The 17,408-nt window shown below is 71.0% G+C and carries 18 protein-coding genes; 12 read left to right on the top strand and 6 right to left on the bottom strand.

Annotation, left to right across the window (positions count from 1 at the left end):
- Window positions 1–22: 22 nt before the first annotated feature.
- The 3 genes from ABIA35_RS35880 to ABIA35_RS35870 all read left to right on the top strand — a co-directional run bounded on the left by ABIA35_RS35880 (window position 23) and on the right by ABIA35_RS35870 (window position 3,008).
- On the top strand, window positions 23–640 hold the full coding sequence (locus tag ABIA35_RS35880; protein WP_370346173.1) for a TetR/AcrR family transcriptional regulator: 618 nt from the start codon (window positions 23–25) through the stop codon (window positions 638–640).
- A gap of 89 nt (window positions 641–729) precedes the next feature.
- On the top strand, window positions 730–1,416 hold the full coding sequence (locus tag ABIA35_RS35875) for a TetR/AcrR family transcriptional regulator (protein WP_370346171.1): 687 nt from the start codon (window positions 730–732) through the stop codon (window positions 1,414–1,416).
- Between the two features lie 134 nt (window positions 1,417–1,550).
- Complete coding sequence (locus ABIA35_RS35870) at window positions 1,551–3,008, top strand: MFS transporter (protein WP_370360902.1); 1,458 nt, start codon at window positions 1,551–1,553, stop codon at window positions 3,006–3,008.
- 12 nt (window positions 3,009–3,020) lie between these two features.
- Here ABIA35_RS35870 and ABIA35_RS35865 read toward each other — a convergent pair whose 3' ends face one another.
- A complete protein-coding gene (locus tag ABIA35_RS35865) occupies window positions 3,021–3,836 on the bottom strand; it encodes an alpha/beta fold hydrolase (RefSeq protein WP_370360901.1) in 816 nt (271 codons plus the stop codon).
- Between the two features lie 79 nt (window positions 3,837–3,915).
- On the bottom strand, window positions 3,916–4,101 hold the full coding sequence (locus ABIA35_RS35860; protein WP_370360946.1) for an alpha/beta fold hydrolase: 186 nt from the start codon (window positions 4,099–4,101) through the stop codon (window positions 3,916–3,918).
- Between ABIA35_RS35860 and ABIA35_RS35855 the strand changes: the two genes are divergently transcribed.
- Window positions 4,093–4,437: an alpha/beta fold hydrolase gene (locus ABIA35_RS35855; RefSeq protein WP_370360900.1), complete on the top strand. Its 345-nt coding sequence runs from the start codon at window positions 4,093–4,095 to the stop codon at window positions 4,435–4,437. The two genes, ABIA35_RS35860 and ABIA35_RS35855, sit on opposite strands and share 9 nt — an antisense overlap.
- A gap of 189 nt (window positions 4,438–4,626) precedes the next feature.
- Here ABIA35_RS35855 and ABIA35_RS35850 read toward each other — a convergent pair whose 3' ends face one another.
- A complete protein-coding gene (locus tag ABIA35_RS35850) occupies window positions 4,627–5,199 on the bottom strand; it encodes a TetR/AcrR family transcriptional regulator (protein ID WP_370346164.1) in 573 nt (190 codons plus the stop codon).
- Window positions 5,200–5,230: 31 nt separating this feature from the next.
- The gene (locus ABIA35_RS35845; protein WP_370360899.1) at window positions 5,231–8,170 is read right to left on the bottom strand and encodes a BTAD domain-containing putative transcriptional regulator; all 2,940 of its coding nucleotides are present in this window, start codon (window positions 8,168–8,170) and stop codon (window positions 5,231–5,233) included.
- A gap of 193 nt (window positions 8,171–8,363) precedes the next feature.
- Between ABIA35_RS35845 and ABIA35_RS35840 the strand changes: the two genes are divergently transcribed.
- Window positions 8,364–10,046: a phosphodiester glycosidase family protein gene (locus ABIA35_RS35840; RefSeq protein WP_370360898.1), complete on the top strand. Its 1,683-nt coding sequence runs from the start codon at window positions 8,364–8,366 to the stop codon at window positions 10,044–10,046.
- A 75-nt stretch (window positions 10,047–10,121) separates the two neighbouring features.
- Here the strand turns inward: ABIA35_RS35840 and ABIA35_RS35835 are convergent, their stop codons facing one another.
- Window positions 10,122–10,631 (bottom strand): hypothetical protein, encoded by a 510-nt coding sequence (locus ABIA35_RS35835; protein WP_370360897.1) that lies wholly within the window; start codon window positions 10,629–10,631, stop codon window positions 10,122–10,124.
- A gap of 211 nt (window positions 10,632–10,842) precedes the next feature.
- Window positions 10,843–11,208 (bottom strand): hypothetical protein, encoded by a 366-nt coding sequence (locus ABIA35_RS35830; protein ID WP_370346154.1) that lies wholly within the window; start codon window positions 11,206–11,208, stop codon window positions 10,843–10,845.
- Between the two features lie 199 nt (window positions 11,209–11,407).
- Here ABIA35_RS35830 and ABIA35_RS35825 point away from each other — a divergent pair, with 199 nt between their 5' ends.
- From ABIA35_RS35825 to ABIA35_RS35795, 7 genes are all read left to right on the top strand, one after another.
- Window positions 11,408–11,707, top strand: coding sequence for a hypothetical protein (locus tag ABIA35_RS35825; RefSeq protein WP_370360896.1), 300 nt, complete (start codon window positions 11,408–11,410; stop codon window positions 11,705–11,707).
- Entirely contained in the window at window positions 11,704–12,612 is a 909-nt protein-coding gene (locus ABIA35_RS35820; RefSeq protein WP_370360895.1) for a hypothetical protein, read from the top strand. Before ABIA35_RS35825 ends, ABIA35_RS35820 begins: the two co-directional genes overlap by 4 nt.
- Window positions 12,609–12,785 carry a hypothetical protein gene (locus tag ABIA35_RS35815; protein WP_370346148.1) on the top strand — a complete coding sequence of 59 codons (177 nt, stop codon included), beginning with the start codon at window positions 12,609–12,611 and terminating at the stop codon, window positions 12,783–12,785. The genes ABIA35_RS35820 and ABIA35_RS35815 overlap by 4 nt, the downstream gene beginning before the upstream one ends.
- 84 nt (window positions 12,786–12,869) lie before the next feature.
- The gene (locus tag ABIA35_RS35810; protein ID WP_370346146.1) at window positions 12,870–13,259 is read left to right on the top strand and encodes a roadblock/LC7 domain-containing protein; all 390 of its coding nucleotides are present in this window, start codon (window positions 12,870–12,872) and stop codon (window positions 13,257–13,259) included.
- A gap of 155 nt (window positions 13,260–13,414) precedes the next feature.
- Entirely contained in the window at window positions 13,415–14,830 is a 1,416-nt protein-coding gene (locus ABIA35_RS35805) for an MFS transporter (protein WP_370360894.1), read from the top strand.
- A gap of 35 nt (window positions 14,831–14,865) precedes the next feature.
- The gene (locus tag ABIA35_RS35800; RefSeq protein ID WP_370360893.1) at window positions 14,866–15,999 is read left to right on the top strand and encodes an NB-ARC domain-containing protein; all 1,134 of its coding nucleotides are present in this window, start codon (window positions 14,866–14,868) and stop codon (window positions 15,997–15,999) included.
- A 209-nt stretch (window positions 16,000–16,208) separates the two neighbouring features.
- Complete coding sequence (locus ABIA35_RS35795; RefSeq protein WP_370343421.1) at window positions 16,209–17,405, top strand: Tat pathway signal protein; 1,197 nt, start codon at window positions 16,209–16,211, stop codon at window positions 17,403–17,405.
- The last annotated feature ends 3 nt before the right edge of the window (window positions 17,406–17,408 follow it).

Raw genomic sequence — 17,408 nt, 5'->3', positions numbered from 1 at the left:
GCGCCGTCCGTAGAATCGGACCATGCCCGCCACCAGCGACCAGGCCACCGACCAGGCCACGGACCAGGGTCGAGAACCGTCGCCCCCCAAGCGCGGCCGCCCCGCGCAGTTGAGCCGCGACCGGATCGTCGCGGCGGCGCTGGAGTCGAATCTGGACACGCTCACCGTGCGGGAACTGGCCGGCCGGCTCGGGGTGAGCCATGGCGCGCTGTATCGGTGGGTGCCGAGCCATCAGGCGATCGCGGACCTGGTCAGCGAGGCGATCGTCGAGCGCGTCCTGCCGGGCGAGCCGCCGCGGGCGCGGCAGTGGCGGGACTGGCTGCGGCGGCTGGCGTGGTCGATGCACGACGAGTTCCTGGCCGTCCCCGGCTACGCCTCGCGCATCGCCAGGCCCCACCAGCACAGCCCGGCCTCGTTCGCCCGGCTGCGGGAGCAGGTGATCGCGGCGTTCACACTCGCCGGCGCCCCGCCGGAGATGGCCGAGCAGAGCTGGTACATCTTCGCCACCTCGATCGTGAGCTGGCTGGCCGGCACGGAGAACTCGCTCGACCTGGGCCCGGCCGCCCCCCGCTTCGACCTCTTCCTCGACGCATTGCTGCGCGGCCTGCCCGCCCGCGAGCCGGCCCAGGGGCGGCCGTGACAGCAGCCATGACGGCGGCCACGACGGCCGCCGTGATGTCAGCGCCGGCACCGGCCCGTATATTCGTCGCAACGCGCCATTAACATCGCATGGAAGGCAACCCCATGGCCGAGACGCAGACCGCGACCGAACCGACGCGGCGCGGCGGAAGGCCCCCGCTGAGCGAATCGCGCAAGGACGAGATCCGCCTGCAGATCGCCACCGCCGCCGTCCGTCTGTTCACCGAGCAGGGACTGGACGCCACCTCGGTCGCGCAGATCGCCGACGCGGCCGGCATCGCGACCCGTACCCTGTGGCGCTACTTCCCGAGCAAAGAGGCCTGCGCGGCACCCCTGCTCTCCTTCGGACTGGACCGCTTCACGACCTACGTCCACGACTGGCCCGCCGACCGCCCCCTGGCCGAGGCCGCCGACGACACCCGCTGGTTCAGCGACACCTCCCCGGCGCGGCTCCTGCTGGTGATCGACCTGCTCCGGCTGACCCACACCGAACCCCTGCTCGACGCGGTGTGGAGCCGGTGCTACTCCGAGGCCGTGGCGCCCCTGGCCGTCGTGCTCGGCGAGCGCCTCGGCCACCCGGCGGACGACCTGCGGGTGCGGGTGAAGGCCGCGATGCTGCTGGCCTCGATGCACCAGGGACTGCGGCACTACGTCTGCCGCGCGCCGGGCGAGCACGGGCCGTCGCTGGAGGACACGATCCGGGCCTCGGCGCGGATCGGGTTGGCGGCGGCGGAGGCCGCGGATGTTGATGCGGGAGTGAGATCCGCCGGGAAGTGAGCGGCGCGCGGCCTGTGACCGCCGCCACTCCCCGATTAATTGTCGCACCGCGCCATTTATCGCTACAGTGATCGAGCCGCCGGGCACTCTGCCCCGGCGCCTGATTCCTTCTCCCGATCTGGAGCGGTCGCACCATGCCCAGACGTCCGGCGGATATTTCGCGTCCCCATTACAACGTCATCTTCGCGGTCCTTCTCATAGGCATCTCCGCGTACGCGGTTCTGCAGTCGCTGGTCGCGCCGGTTCTGGCGACGTTCATCACCGCGCTGCACACGACGCAGGACACTGCGACGTGGCTGATGACCGCCTATCTGCTCTCCGCCTCGGTCGCCACGCCGATTCTCGGGCGGATCGGGGACAAGATCGGCAAGGAGCGGATGCTGGTCATCACGCTGCTGGCGCTGACTTTGGGGTCCGGGCTCGCCGCGCTGGCGCATTCGGTCGGGCTGATGATCATCGCGCGGGTGATCCAGGGGCTGGGCGGCGGGTTGCTGCCGCTCTCCTTCGGGATCATCCGGGACGAGTTCCCCGCCGGGAAGGTGAACTCGGCGATCGGGCTCGGGTCGGCCACGCTGGCTGTGGGCAGCGGGCTGGGGCTGCTGATCGCGGGGCCCATCGTGGCCCATCTGAACTACCACTGGCTGTTCTGGATACCGATGATCCTGACCGCCGTAGCGACCGTCGCGTGCTGGATGTTCGTGCCCGAATCACCGGTGCGCACGCCCGGGAAGATCAGCTGGGGTGCGGCGGTCCTGCTGTCGGCGTGGCTGGTGCTGCTGCTGCTCGCCGTCAGCGAGGGCCCGACGTGGGGCTGGGGTTCGCCGAAGGTGATCGGGCTGTTCGCCGGCGCGGCGGTGTGCCTGCCGCTGTGGATCTGGACCGAGCTGAAGTCGAGCGCGCCGCTGATCGACATGCGCATGATGCGGCTGCCCACGGTGTGGACCACCAACGTCGTGGCGATGCTGTTCGGGGTCGGCATGTACACGGTGATGACCTTCCTGCCGCAGCTCGTGCAGACCCCGCGGGCGATCGCCGGGTACGGCCTGAGCGCCAGCATCACGCAGTCCGGCGTCTACCTGCTGCCGATGACGATCGGCATGTTCCTGCTCGGCATCGCCGCCGCACCGCTGGCCAAGCGCATCGGACTCAAGGTCGTGCTGGTGCTCGGCTGCGCGGTCAGCATCCCGGCCTTCGCCGCCCTGGCCCTCGGGCACTCGCAGGGCTGGCAGATCTACCTGGCCTCCGGCCTGCTCGGCGTCGGTATCGGCCTGGCGTTCTCCGCCATGTCCGCGATCGTGGTCCAGGCGGTGCCGGCCTCGCAGGTCGGCGTGGCCAGCGGCATGAACGCCAACATCCGCACCATCGGCGGCGCGATCGGCAGCAGCGTGGGCGCCAGCCTCCTGGCCACCGGGGTCACCGCCGCGAACCCGATCCCGAAGGACGCCGGGTACACCCACGTGTTCTGGCTCCTGGCCGCGGCCGCGGTGCTCGCGACGCTGGCCGCGCTGATCATCCCGGCGGTCAAGGCACGGCCGGCGGCCCCGGGGGCCGAGCCGGCCTTCGACGAGGACGCGGTGGTCGCAGCCGTCTGAGTCAGCCGGTCCTCAGTTCTCCGCCCACCAGTCGGTGAGGATCCCGGCGAACCAGTCCGCGTCCTCCTCCCACACGAAGTGCCCCTTGTCGACGACATCCAGCCGACTGTGGGGCAGGAGGCGGTGCAGGTACTCGCCGTTGGCGGGTGGCACCACCGCATCGGAGGTACTGGAGAAGACCTGGACCGGAGTCTGGATCGCGGGCAGCAGATCGGCCAGCACCGGCAGCTCGGCGCGGTAGGCCTGGACGTAGGGGATCTGGTCGGCGAAGCGCTCGCCGCTGTAGGCCGCGAGGTAGTCCTCGCGGACGTCGTCGGGCAGGTCGTAGCCGGCGATGGTGCTCAAGGCGAGGGTCACGACGTCCTTCGGCCCCATCGCGCGATACGGGGCCAGGTCCTCGGCGAAGACCCAGGCCCGCAGCGGATCGCCGAGCTCGATGGGAACCGCGACACCGCCGCCGCCGACGGTCAGGCTGCGGAAGCGGCCGGGGTGAGCGGACGCCGCGAACAGGGCCGCGCTGGTGCCGATGTCGGGGCCGACCAAGTGGGGCCGGCTCAACCCGAAGGAGTCGGCGATCCGGGCGACGAACTCGCCCATCGCCTTGGGCGACAACAGGTCCGCGCGCAGCTCGGAGTGGCCGAAGCCGGGCAGGTCCACGGCGGTGAGGTGGGCGTGCTCGGCCAGGCGGGACCAGGTGGCGTCGTAGGCGAGCAGGTTCTCGGGCCAGGGGGCCAGCAGCAGCGCCTCGGCGTCGCGGGGTTCGGTGCTCTGCGCGTAGCGGACGGACAGTCCGTCGATGGTGCGGAAGGCGGTCTTGATCTCACTCATGGTCGCTCTCTTGCTTTCTGTGTTTCTTTGCTTCGGTGCTTCTTCGTGCTCTGATGACGGTGCGGTGTAGCGGGCTTGCTCAGCCGGCCAGGAAGTCCTCAACATCGGCGGCGAACTCCTGGTGGTGCTGGAAGAGGAAGCCGTGGGCGGCGTCGGGGTAGATCTTGATCCGGGCGTCGGGCAGCAGCCCGGCGAGCAGATGCGAGTAGCGCGGCAGGATCATCGGGTCGCTGTCGCCGTTGGCGACGAAAACCGGATGGGTGATGCCCTGGAGGCGCTGGAGCCGCGCGTGGTCGGGGATGCCCCAGCGGGTGACGGCGTCGTACTGGGCCTGGCGGGTCTGCCAGGTCGTCGGGGCGTCGTGCCTTTGATCGACGCCCTGGCGCGGGACCGGGAGCTGATCACGTTCGACAACACCGGCGTCGGCGCGAGCACCGGCCGTACCCCGGGCACCGTCGCGGCGATGGCCGATGACGCCATCGCCTTCCTCGACGCGCTGGATCTGGAGCGGGTGGACCTCGGGTCCCAGTTGTCGAGGTTGCCGCGGAAGTGCTGCAGGAGCAGCAATGGGGCGCCGCTGCCGATGCGGCGGTACGCGTAATCGATGCCGTTGGCCGCGTGCGCGACCTGGGTCGGGGCGGTGGAGTAGGTGTCCATGAGATTTAGATTATGACTACCATCTATTTAGGTCAAGCGGACACGCCGACGACCGGTCGTGAACCCTTTTATACGTGCACTGGCATCGCCGGAAGCCGAGCCGGAAGCCGACCGCGCCCCAGCCGGCCGCCCCTCAACCGACAGCCTTCCTCGCCGCGTCGAGAAAGCGCTCCGACAGCTCGGTCCCCTCGGTCGAGCGCGCGAGCAGCAGCGCCCCGACCATCGTCGCGAGCCGCGCCAGGCCGCCGTCCCCGCCTTCGTCCTCACCCTCGCCCTCGGCGGCGATCCATGCGGCGAAGTCGCGCACGCCGTCGGCGTACACGCGGCGTGCCGCGGTGTCGGGCTCGCCGCGGGCCATGTCGACGGCCAGGGCCGCGGTGGGGCAGCCTTCGCCGGGGTTGTCGCGGTGCTCGGGTGACAGGTACCAGTCGGTGAGGGCTCGGCGGGCTTCGGCGTGGTCGCCGTCGTGGTCCGCCTCGGTGCGGGCGCGTAGCCGTTCCTGGTTCGCGAAGGCCAGGGCCGTCGCCTCGGCGACCAGGGCCTCCTTTGAGTCGAACTGCTTGTAGAAGCCGCCGTGGGTCAGGCCCACCGCCTTCATCATGTCCGCGACGCTGACGTCGGTGCCGCGTTCGCGCAGCAGGCGGGCGGCGGCGGCCACCACGTTGGCGCGGTTCTCCTGGGCCTGAGCCTGCGATACGCGACCCATCGGCGGCCTCCGTCGGGTTAGATGATGAGTGTCACCTATTGTAGGCGGTGTTCCCCGCGCCGGTCTCCTCCTTCTCCAGGGTGGCCCGCAGGTCGATCAGCCGGATGCTCCCGATCTCGTCGACCAGCGCCGCGGCCTCGTTCCAGATCGCCGCGGCGTCCTCCGTGCGGCCGAGGTGGGCCAGGGCCCGGCTGAGCCGCAGCAGGCTCTCGGCCTGCCCGGGGCGGTCGTCGATCGAGGCGCGCAGTTGCGCGGCGTCGGTCAGCAGCGACACGGCCTCGGCGGCGCTGCCGTTGGCGTCGTGGGCGACGCCCATCGCGTTCAGCACGTACGCCTCGATGTAGGGCGTGGCCGCCTTGCGGGCCTGCGGCAGCGCCTCCTCCAGACACGCCGCGGCCGCGCCGTGCCGGCCGTCGGCGGCCAGCGCCTCGGCGAGGTCGGCCAGGCCCGCGGCCAGACGTTCGGGCATGTCGATGGTGCGCAGGACGTCGACCATCTTCTGCTGGACGCGCACCGCCTCCCGGGTGTCCCCCGCCTTCAGCAGGACCCAGCCATGCGCGTTGTACGCGATGATCAGCAGCTTCGGCTCGCCGACCTGCTCGGCGGCCTCGACCCCGAGCCGAGCCGACTCCAGCGCCTCCTCGTGGCGCTCGAGGTGGCCCAGGGCGTAGGCATGGATGCTGAGCATCCGGGCCCGCGCCAGCGGATCCGCGTCGCGCTTGGCGGACTTCAACGCGACGCCGAAGGTCGCCGCCGCCTCGGCCCAGCGGCTGCCCTGGGTGAAGAACAGCACCAGCTGGGAGGCGAGCACCCAGGCCTCCGGGCCGGACAGGTACGCCTCGGCGGAGGCCACGGCGGCCTGCAGGTTGGCGAGTTCGTCCACGAACCACTGCCAGGCCACGTCGCGGCCGGCGAAGCCCGACACCTTCTCCACCGCCGGGATCCGGGACAGCAGGCCCCACTTCGCGGTCCGGGGCGCGAGCTGGTCGGCGGCCGCCGAGGCCGTGTGGCAGTACCAGTGCAGCAGCCGGCCGAGCGCCGACAGGTGGTCCGAGAGGTACTCAGGGCTCTGATCCGCGGGCATCGCGAGCTCGCGGGCGAAGTCCCGCAACAGGTCGTGCAGGTAGTAGCGGCCGTGGCTGACGCTGTCCACCAGGTGCGAGTCCAGAAGGACCTCCAGCGCGTCCTCCACGTCGTCCAGCGAAACACCGGCCAGGGCGGCGACCGCCTCGCCGGTGATGTCCGGGCCGCCGACGAGTCCCAGGAGCGTGAACACCCGGGCCGGTGACGTTTCCGGGCGGGTCCCGGACGGCAGGCCGTGGAAGCTCACCTCGAAACTGGCGCGGGCCGCCAGATCGCCGATGCTCAGCTCGTCCAGCCGCTGGTGCTCGTCCGCCAGCCGGGTCGCCAGCGTGCGCACCGGCCAGGAACGCCGGGCCTGGAGCCGGGCCCCGACGATGCGCAGCGCCAGCGGCAGGCCGGCGCACACCCGCAGGATGTCGCCGGTCGCCTGCGGCTCGGCCCGCAGACGCTCGGCGCCGACCAGTTCCTCCAGCATGCTCAGCGCCTCGGAGGCGGACAACGGCTGCAGGTCCAGGCGCGCCGTGGCCGGCAGATCGGCCAGGCGGGAGCGGCTGGTGACCAGGACGGCGCAGCCGGGCGAGGCCGGCAGCAGCGGGAGCACCTGCGCCGCGGTGCGCGCGTTGTCGACGACGACCAGGAACCGTTTGGCGTGTGTCAGGCTGCGGAAACGCGCTTGGCGGGACTCGGCGTCCACCGGCACCGAATCCGAGGGGATCCCGAGGTCCACCAGCCACTGCCGCAGCACCTCGCCGGGATCGCGGGTCGCGGCGTCCATCCCGTGCAGGTCCACGAACAGGCTTCCGTCGGGGAACAGGCCGGACACGGTGTGGGCCGCGGCGATCGCCAGCGACGTCTTGCCCAGACCACCGCCGCCGGTGATCACCGCGACCGGGACCTGGCCGGCCCGGCCCGACCGGACGGTGACCGCGTCGCGCAGGAGCCGGATCTGCTCGTCGCGGCCGGTGAAATCGCCGATGAGCGCGGGGAGTTGTGCGACGGCGGTAGTGACCGTGACAGGGGCCGGGGCCGTTTCGGCAGCCGATGAGGCAGGAGCCGCCTCGCCGCCTGTATCAGTATCTGTATTCGCCGCACCCGCCGCACCCGCCCTGCCCGCCGTGCTCGAGCCGGAAGGAGAGCTCCAGTCCAACGCAGGATCCTGTTTCAGCATCCGCTGATACAGCTCCCGCAGCTCCGCCGAGGGCTCGACGCCCAGCTGCTCGTCCAGCAGCGACCGCAACCGCTGGAAGGCGTCCAGCGCGTCCGCCTGCCGTCCCGAGCGGTACAACGCCAGGCCCAGCTGCCGCCACACCGGCTCGTGCAGTGGCTGCGTCGCGGTCAGGTCCAGCAGCTCGCCGACCAGTTCGCGGTGCCGTCCCAGGTGCAGGTCCGCGTCGATGCGGACGGTCTGCGCCAGCAATCGTTCCTCGCGCAGCGTGTGCAGCCGGGTCGCCAGATCCAGGCCGACCATCCGGCCGGCCAGCGGTTCGCCCCGCCACAGTTCCTGCGCGGCGGTCAGGGCTTCCGACGCCTCGGCCCACTCCCCCGAGCCCGCCTGCCGCCTGCCCTGCCGCGACAGATCCAAGAACTCTGCGACGTCGAACTCGGCGCCGTCCAGATCGATGAGGTAGCCCGACGGCCGCGTGGCCAGGCGCTCGGCGGCCACCGGTCCCAGGAAGCGCCGCAGCCGGCTCAGATGGTTTCTCAACGAGTCCACGGCCGCCATCGGCGGGCGCTCGGGCCACACCGCGTCGATGAGGACGTCGAGCTGGACCGTGCGCGGGCTGTTCAACAACAACACGACCAGCACCGTCTCGGGGATGCCCGGCGGCAGCGCCGCCACCCCGCCCCCGTCGTCGACCGTTGTCGGTCCCAGTATGGCGAAACGCACGACTGTGCCTCCCGTTGTGCCAACAAGCCGCCTGCCCCACAGTCTTGACAGCGCTCACAGGGTACGCCGTGGCCGCCCCCGCCGTTTGCTCATTCGTTCAGTCGCCGGTCATTCCCCGCCCCGTCGTGCGTGCTCAACAACCCGTTAAGCCAGCTGGATTCTGATTTCTCCGATCACCGAGTCAGGGAGTTCCATGTCCAAGCAGCACCACCACCCGTCCATAGCCGCCCGGACCCGCCGGCGCGGCGCACTCACGGCCGCGGCCGTTCTAGTCCTGGCCGGGCCGCTCGGGGCGTACACCGCCGCCTCGGCCCAGGCGCACACCGCCCCGAACGGCGACTCCGCCTCGGCAGCCCTGGCCGGTCTGGCCGCTCCGGCCGGCTCGGCCTTCGTCAGGGGTCTGGGTCAGGAGCAGTGGACCACCAAGAGCGTCGCGCCCGGCGTCCGGGTGAGCACCATGACCATCAAGAACGCCGGTGTGACGCCGTTCTGGACCGTGACCGTCGAGCAGCCGACCACCAGCGCGATCACCGGCAACCCGGCCAACGCCGAGGTCGAGTCGCAGTCCTGGGCCCAGAACGCCGCGGCGCAGCTCCAGACCAAGGGCATCCAGGCGCGCGTCGAGGCGGTGCGCTGGCCCGGCTACGCGGACACGCAGCACGGGCTGATGGGCTACCGAGTGCGGGTCGGGCAGTTCCCGACCCAGGCCGCCGCCGGGACCGAGCTGGCCGCGGTGAAGGCGGCCGGGTTCACCGCCATCAGCGAGTGGACCGGGTACGACGTCCAGACGCCCGCGGACGTGGAGAACATCCACGTCGCCGTGATCAACCCGCACACGTTCGGCGGCACCGTCGAGGCCACCCACGACGGCAACGTCGCCCAGCGCCTGACCACGTCCTCGGTCGCGGCGCAGCTGGGGTCGCTGGTCGGGGTGAACGGCGGGTTCTTCATCACCTCCAACGCCGACGGCGTCCAGGGCACGCAGTCCGGGCTCGGCGTCTACGACGGCAAGCTCGAATCCCTGTCCTCCGGCGCACGCGGCGCGCTGGTGATCCAGGACGGCGGCAAGCGCGTCCAGGTGGCGAACCTGAGCAGCACGGCGGCGGTCCGCTCCGGGGCGTCGTCGCTCCAGATCCAGGGCGTGAACCGGGTTCCGGGGCTGCTGCGCGACTGCGGCCGTACCGGCTCGCTGCCCACGACGCATCCTGTGCAGGACATCACCTGCACCGAGGCCGACGACCTGGTGCTGTTCACGCCGGAGTTCGCGGCCGCGCTGCCCGGCGGCGCCGGCACGCAGGTCGTGCTCGACGGCTCCGGCAAGGTCCTCTCTGTCGGCGCCCGCGGCGGCTCGGTCCCGGCCGGCGGCAGTGTGCTGCAGGGCATCGGCAGCTCGGCCGGCTGGCTGAGCGCGCACGCCGTGGTCGGGCACCGGCTCACCGTGGACGAGTCGGTGACCGACGCCTCGACCGGCCGGCGGCTGCACCTGGGCGCCGGGGACAGCGTCGTCAGCGCCGCGCCGGCGCTGGTGCGCGACGGACGGATCGACATCGACGCGGCCACCGAGGGCGTCGTCGACCCGCGCGACCTGTCGTACAACTACCAGTGGGCCAACGCGCGCCAGCCGCGCACGATCGCAGGCGTCGACGCCTGCGGCGACCTGATCCTGGTGACCGTCGACGGCCGGCTGACCGCCGGCAGCGAGGGCTTCACGCTGTACGAGGAGGCCGAGTTCATGCGCTCGCTGGGCGCGGTGCAGGCGTTGAACCTGGACGGCGGCGGTTCCACCGCGATGGCCGTGGACGGTCAGCTGGTCAACAACACCTCGGACGCGACCGGCGAGCGGCCGGTCGGGGACACGGTCCAGGTGCTTCCGTAACACCGGCGGGGGGCGAGGCTGGGCTTCCGGCTTTGGGCTTCCGGCTTCCGGCCTCCGCTCCTGGCTCGTCAGAGTTCAGAGTCCTGCTTCAGTCAACACCGCCGCGACGGTCTCCTCGACCGTCGCGGCGGTGTCCTGATGCAGGAACCTGATTCCGAACCGCGGGGCCGCCTCCGACTGGCTTGCCGCGTCCGCGACGAGGTCCCGCACCGCGCGGTGGCCGGAGACGACGATCGTCGTGCTGTTCGCGAGCAGGCCCGTGAACACCTCGCGGCACCACAGGAAGGCGGCCTGCGCCGCGGCGGTCTCGTCCGCGCCGGCGAGCAGGACAAGAAGGTCCGGGCGGTACTCCCCGATGGCCCAGTCCGCCAGCGCCGGGTTGTCGGCGTGGCCGAGCAGCGGCTCGAAAGCATCGCCGTGGACCGGCGTGAAAGCCGCCCTGGCCTCGTCCAGCACGGCCGGCTCGTCCGCCGAGGCCGCGACCCGGTAGCCGGCCGCGAGCAGCGCGCAGGCCAACTCGCGGCCGACGGGTTCGCCTATGCCGACGACCACGGCGGTCCCGGACGTTCCGATCGCTCGGCTCATACGGAACGTTATATCAGGACCATGCGAAAAGGCCCGGCACCGGGGTTCTCCCCGCCTATTGCACTCGGGGTTCCATCCGGGCGGGCCCGGCCGACAATCGGCTCGCAGAAGGCGACAACAGGGTCGATTATTTCGCGTCATTCATCGGGGATATCCCCGTTCGCCATGCGCCCTCTAAGTTGTTCAGGCCTTGCTGTTCAGGCCTCGCTGTTCAGGCCTCGATGAGCGAACCGATGCGCTTGAGCTCGTGCCGGGCCAGGGCCAGGTTCGCGCGGGAGCGGTCCAGCGCCAGGTACAGGAACAACGTGCCGCCGCTGCTCTGGAGCAGGCGGATCACGTGGTACTGGCCGGACAGGGTGATGAGGATGTCCTCGACCGTCTCGTTGAGCCCGAGCCGGGCCAGCGTGCGCATCTTGGCTCGCACCACCTCGGTGTTCCCCGCGGCGGCGACCTCCAGGTCCAGCGCCGGGCCGCCGCCCAGGAAGCCGAGCGCCATGCCGCTCTCGTAGTCGACCAGGGCCACCCCGAGGGCACCGTCGACCGTCATGGCTTCTTTCAGTGCGCCTTCGATGTTCATGGGACTTCCTCACTCCGGAATTCTGTTCACGGCCGTTGATCACGATCTCGCACGCATAAGGATCCGAGCTCGCCCGTCGCGCTTGCGGACGACTAAAGTAACGTGGCACATATCGCGAAGTGAAGGGGTTCCGGTGCCCAGACTCGAAATGTCGCTCTCCGCAGCGTGTGAATCTCCTGGAGTGATCGGGGCTGCATTGGTGGATGAGGTCACGGGTCTGGCATACCGCTCGGCGGGGGACTTCTCAGGAGTCGGCCGGCCCCACGAGATCGCCGAACTCATCGCCCTGATCACCGAGGGTCTGCACGGGGCCGGGGCACCCGGTGAGCTGGAGAGCGTCGTGGTCACCGGCAGCCGGCTGCACGAGGTGCTGCACCCGGTGCCCAGCCGCGCGCCGATGAACACCGCCGTCGTGGTGCTGGCCCTGGACCGCGAGCGGTCGAACCTCGCCCTGGCCGTCCGGGAGGCCGCCGACCTCGCGGGGAGCATCCTGATATGAGCGTCCCGGCTTCGGCGTCCGGTGTCGCCGCGCCTGCGCACGCGACCGCGCCCGCGCCTTCGCCCGCGCCGCGGAACGTCCCGGCACTGCTGGTGAAGCTCCTGGCCGAGGACTTCACGGGCGCGGTCGAGGTGTCGGGGTCGCCGGGCGGAACGATCCATCTGCGGCTCGGGCTGGTCATCGCGGTGGACACGCCGAACGCCCCGTCCGTCGAGACGCTTCTCATCCGCTCGGGGCGTATCGACGAGGCGGGCTGGGCCGCTGCCGTCACGCAGCGCGCGACGGCAGGAGAGGCCGCCGACGTCGATCTGAACGCCGTCCTCACCGGACGCGGCCTGATCGGCCACGGGGAACTCGAGGCCGTGTGCATCGCGGCCGTGTACGACGCCGCCTTCGCCATGGCGCTCAGTCCGGCGGAGGGCTGGACGGTGCACGAGGCCGCGGTACCACCGGAATTGGTGACCTGTCCCGGGGAGTCGCCGCGCACGCTCGCGGAGGAGACCACCCGCCGCATCAACGCCCTGACTCAGGCCTGGGGCGCGCCCCTGGCCGAGCTGGCCGCGGTCCGGTGCCGGCCGGCCGCGCGGATCGATCCGGGAGCACTCAGCACGCGCCGGCAGGCCGTCCTGCTGGCCGCCAACGGCCGGCGGACGCCGCGGGACATCGCGTTCTTCCTGGGCTGCGGCGTCTTCCCGGCCATGCAGGACATCGCCCGCCTGCGGGCGCGGCGCCTCGTGGAATGGGAGGCGCCCCGCACCGCGGCACTGCCGATCACCGCACGCGTCACGACGCCGGCGGAGGTCCAGGTGGGCGGGACGCACATACTGCCGCGCCGGACGCGCCGCGACCGGCACGGCGAGAACGGGGCAGGAAGTGAAACCACAGAAGGGAAGGACAGTTCATGAGTGACACGGACCACGAAGCCGACGACACAGACCCGCTTGCGACACGCGATCCCCTCCTGCCACGCCGCGTACCGCGCACGGCCGAGAAACCGGGCCTCGGCATGCACAGCGTGACACCGCCGACCGACCAGACGGTGCGCCATCTCCTGGACGTCCTCAAACGTCTTCCCTGACCGTTTCCGAACCTGTCACCCGCCGACCGCCACATCGGCCGCGCGACGTTCAGCCGCACGGCTGCACATGCCGAGGAGCATGCTGTGAAGCCACCGTCATCGTCCACCGCCCTCGTCAGCGAACTCCAAGCTCTGCGCGAGAAGGTCGTGGGCATCACCGACAGCATCATCTCCACCGCCGACGGACTGCTCGTCGCCTCCGACAGCGATTCCGGCGAGCAGGAATCGCTCGCGGCGCTGTGCGCGGCGAGCATGGCGCTGGGCTCGCGCACCGCCGCGCATCTCGGGCTCGGGGGTCTGCGGGAATCGGTCGTCCGCGCGGCCGGCGGGCACGTCGTGTTCGCCGCGGTCGGGGACCACACGCTGCTGGCCGTCGTCGGCGACCAGGGACTGGATCTGGTGAGCCTGCGGCGGGAGCTGCCGGGGGCCGTCGACGTGCTCGGGAAGCTGCTGGCGGGGTCGGCCGCGGGCTGAGGAGGGCGGCGGGGTCGCCGTACGGGCCGCGGGGCCGCGGGGCCGCCGGGCTGCCGGGCTGCTGAAGTCGGGCAGGCTTGAGTAGACGCAACGTTGCGTCTACTCTGAAGCCATCGCCCGGGCTTCCGCCTGGCCCCGTACAGAAGGCACCACGCATGATCGACAAGCCACACCGCAGCAAAGCCCTGCTGGTCGCCGGGTGCTTCTTCATGGAGATGCTCGACGGCACCATCGTCACCACCGCCGCCCCGCGGATGGCGCGCTCGCTGCACGTCAGCTCCGCCGCCATCGGACTGGTCATCACCTCCTTCCTGCTCACTTTCGCCGCGCTGATACCGCTGAGCGGCTGGCTCACCCGGCGCTGGGGCACCCGGCCGGTGTTCCTGACCGCGATCGCCGTGTTCACCGCCGCCTCGCTGGGATGCGCGCTGAGCACCACCCTGCCGGTGCTGATCGCCATGCGGGTGCTGCAGGGCTTCGGCGGGGCGATGATGGTCCCGGTGGGCCGGCTGATCGTGCTGGCCGGCGCCGAGAAGTCCGACCTGATGCGGCTCATGGCCTACATCGTGTGGCCCGGGCTGATGGCGCCGGTCGTGGCCCCGCTGGCCGGCGGACTGATCACCACCTACGCGTCCTGGCCCTGGATGTTCGGCATCAACATCCCGCTGGGCGTCGTCGCCTTCGCCGTCGCCTGGCGCCTCGTCGAGACCACGCCGACGCAGCACCCGCCGCGCCTGGACCGGCTCGGCGTCGTCCTCACCTGCGCTGGCCTCGGCGGCCTCACCTACGCCGCGCACCTGTTCTCCGACGCCCACATCTCCTGGGGCACGGCCACCGCCACCGCCGTGGTGTCGGCCGCACTGCTCGCCGCGGCCACCCGGCACCTGCTGCGCACCGAGGCGCCGCTCGTGAATCTCAGGGTCCTGCGCATCGCCACGCTGCGCGCCTCGGTCAGCGGCGGCTCGCTGTTCTGGATCGTCGTCGGCGCCGGCCCCTTCCTGATGCCGCTGCTGTTCCAGAACGTCTTCGGCTGGAGCGCGGTCAAGTCCGGCGCGGTGGTGCTGTTCATCTTCGTGGGCAACATCGGCATCAAGCCGGCCACCACACCCCTGCTCAACCGGTTCGGCTTCCGACCGGTACTGGTGGTCTCCACGCTGGTGATGGCTGTGGCGATGGCCGCGGTCGGCCTGCTCACGGCCGGGACGCCGATCGTGCTGACCTGCGCGCTGGTACTGGTCACCGGGATCGCACGCTCGGTGGCGCTCACCGCCTTCAGCACCGTCGCCTTCAGCGATGTGGCACCGCAGGAGATGCCGGACGCCAACGCCATCAGCGCCACCGCGTTCCAGATGTCCGCGGGCCTGGCGATCGCGGTGAGCACCATCGCGCTGCGCGCCGGCGGCCCGCTGGGACATCTGCTGCCGGGGACGCCGAGTGCGCGAACCGCCTACACCGTCGCGTTTTTGATCCTCGCGCTGTTCTCGTTGAGCGTGACCATCACGGCTCTGCGAATGCATCGCGATGCCGGTGCACGCGTGCGAAGCGTGCGCGCGGCCGTCGCACGCCCCTGACCCCGCGTCCTAGATGTACTGACCCCGGCGTCCGGATGTCGGAAACCCTCTCTACGATGAGCGCGAGTTTGATCGAAGACGGGCGTGGAGGGGAATCGGTGAACGTGGACCAGCCGGACATGGATGTGCTCGCTGAACAGCTCATGCCATATATCCGCCTCGCGCTCAGTGCGCACGGCTCGGACCCAGACGCGGACGGCACGAAGGCAGCGCGGCTGGGACAGCTGCTTCTGACCGGGCTGCTGCGTCACGAGCCCGGCCGTGGGCAGTTCGAGCAAGCAGTCGCCGGGCTCGCAGAGGACTGCGACGACCTGGAAGCGCAGTCCGTGCTGAGCGCACACGTCATACGCATCCTGAGCGAGGACGCCGAGCTGGCAGCGGAGCTGGCCGGACTGGTGCCCGAGGCTGCCGGCTTCACCCCGAAGGTCATGACCGAGGTCGTCGACGCCGACCTCGTCGCGCGGGGAACCAGCCCGTTCGCCGTCACCGCCGAGGAGGACGGCTCAGCCTGCACCGTGGTCGCGCTGACGGACCCGGAGAGCGGCTTCGCGGCCCTCGCGTCAGTGACGCCCGCTGCCGGCGTGATCGGGCTGTCCGCTGAGGGCGAGCGATCGTTCGTGGGACGGCAAGAGCAGATACGTGCCATGGCCGCCGCGCTGGAAGTCGGCGCCGCCGTGGGCCTCACCGGTCTGGGCGGAACGGGCAAGTCCTCCCTCGCCGAGCACTATGCCCTGTCCCGGCAGGAGGAATTCGACCTTGTCTGCCGGATCGCCGCGCCTGATCCTCAGGCGCTTGAGACGGGCTTGGCGACTCTGGCGGCACAGATCTACCCGGCCATCGCCGACGTGCCGATGGCGGTGGCGGCCCAGTGGTCCCGGGGGTGGCTGGCCACTCACGACAGGTGGCTCGTGGTGCTCGACGACGTGACGGACCCGGAGCACGTGGCCCGGCTCGTGCGCGACCACGATCGCGGCCGGTTCCTGCTGACCAGTCGGCACGCGGAGGGCTGGAACGGCGTCGCCGAGCCGGTGCGGCTGGGAGCCCTGGACCCGGCCGAGGCGATCGAGCTTTTCACCCGGGTCGCCGGCGGCCGTACTACGGATCTCGATGGCGTATCCGAGCTCTGCGAAGAACTCGGCCGCCTGGCGCTCGCCGCTCCTCGCCGTTGAGACGGATGCTGTCGGACACCCTGAGACACGGCGGTTGCGGGACTTTCTGGCAACCCGGCCGGACGGCGACTGACGCCTCGCCGCGAGGATGCCCGAACGACGGTCCCCCGTCCCGGTGAACTGTGAATTGATGCCCGCTATGGGTGCATATGCCGGGTACACCCCGTTCGTGGCAGGCAAGGGGCCTGCCGGGGAACGGGAGGGAATCCATGGCCGATGTGTTCACCGTGTGCTTCAGCGGGACATCCTGCACACGGGACGAAGGGGAGGTGTCGCGCCCGGGCAGCGACAAGAGGATATACAGCCCTGATACGGGCTACATCCCGGTCCGCATCCACCTGGAGCTGACCGGCAGCCTGACGGCGACCAGCCCCAGTATCACCGTGCGGGGCTGCGGGGAGAACGACTGGGCGGTGCCGCGCGACAACAGCGAGCCGCTGGTCCTGACCGGTCCGCTCAATGTTCCCGCCGATCTGCTCAAGGCCACGCAGAAGTACTCCGGCGGCAATCAGCACTCGACGGTGACCGCGCTGTCGGGCAAGGACGCTCCCGCGCTCGCGCTGCACGCGGCGAACCTCGCCGCACGCAGCGGCGCGAAGGCGTTCAACTTCATCGGGCACAGCCGCGGTGCCATGGAGTGCGTCATGGCCGCCTGGTTCCTGCAGGCGTACGGCTCGGCGGAAGTGCAGAAGATCCCGGTGCGGATCGTCGCGATCGACGCCGTTCCGGGGCCGGGCGACTGGTATGGGATCATCACCCAGCTGCCCCCGAACGTCGCCGACTATGTCGGCGTCACGGCGTGGGACATGCTCGACAACGGATTCACCGGGTTGGTGCCGCGGCCCAACGCCAAGATGGCCGGCACCTCGCAGACCCTGAGGCTGGGCAGCGGCTGGCAGGACCTGGCCGACAACTACCAGCTCACCGATCCGCTGGCGGCGGCCAAGAACGGCATGCGCCAGCCCACGAACTACCAGCTGTTCGCCTGCCGGGGCCGGCACGCGACCGTCGCGGGCAACATGACCAGCAACGGCGCGTACGACCCGGCCGACGTCAACGCCAGCGCCGAGCGGGTGCCGGAGCTGGTCTACCGGCTGGCCCGGGCCTACCTGACCAAGTGGGGCTCGGACTTCCGGGTGGCGTCGGCGGTCGACACCTACTCGCTGCCGCTGCGGCAGGAGATCAACCTCGACCAGGCGGTGTTCGACAACATGGCCGGCGGTCCGCTGCGGGACAGCGTCCGGCCCAGACGCCCTTACGTACGTCAGGTCTCGTCGATCTCCGGGAGTAACCCGTTCAACACGTACTACCTCGAGGACGTCGTGGGCGACCCGCCGTATCGGCAGACGTATCCCGTGACGGCGGCGCGCACCGGCGCCGGCTGGGTCGACTGGACTTTTCTGTAGAGA

Source organism: Catenulispora sp. MAP12-49 (assembly GCF_041262705.1).
GTDB lineage: Bacteria > Actinomycetota > Actinomycetes > Streptomycetales > Catenulisporaceae > Catenulispora.
This window is presented reverse-complemented; position numbering and strand designations above follow the sequence as displayed.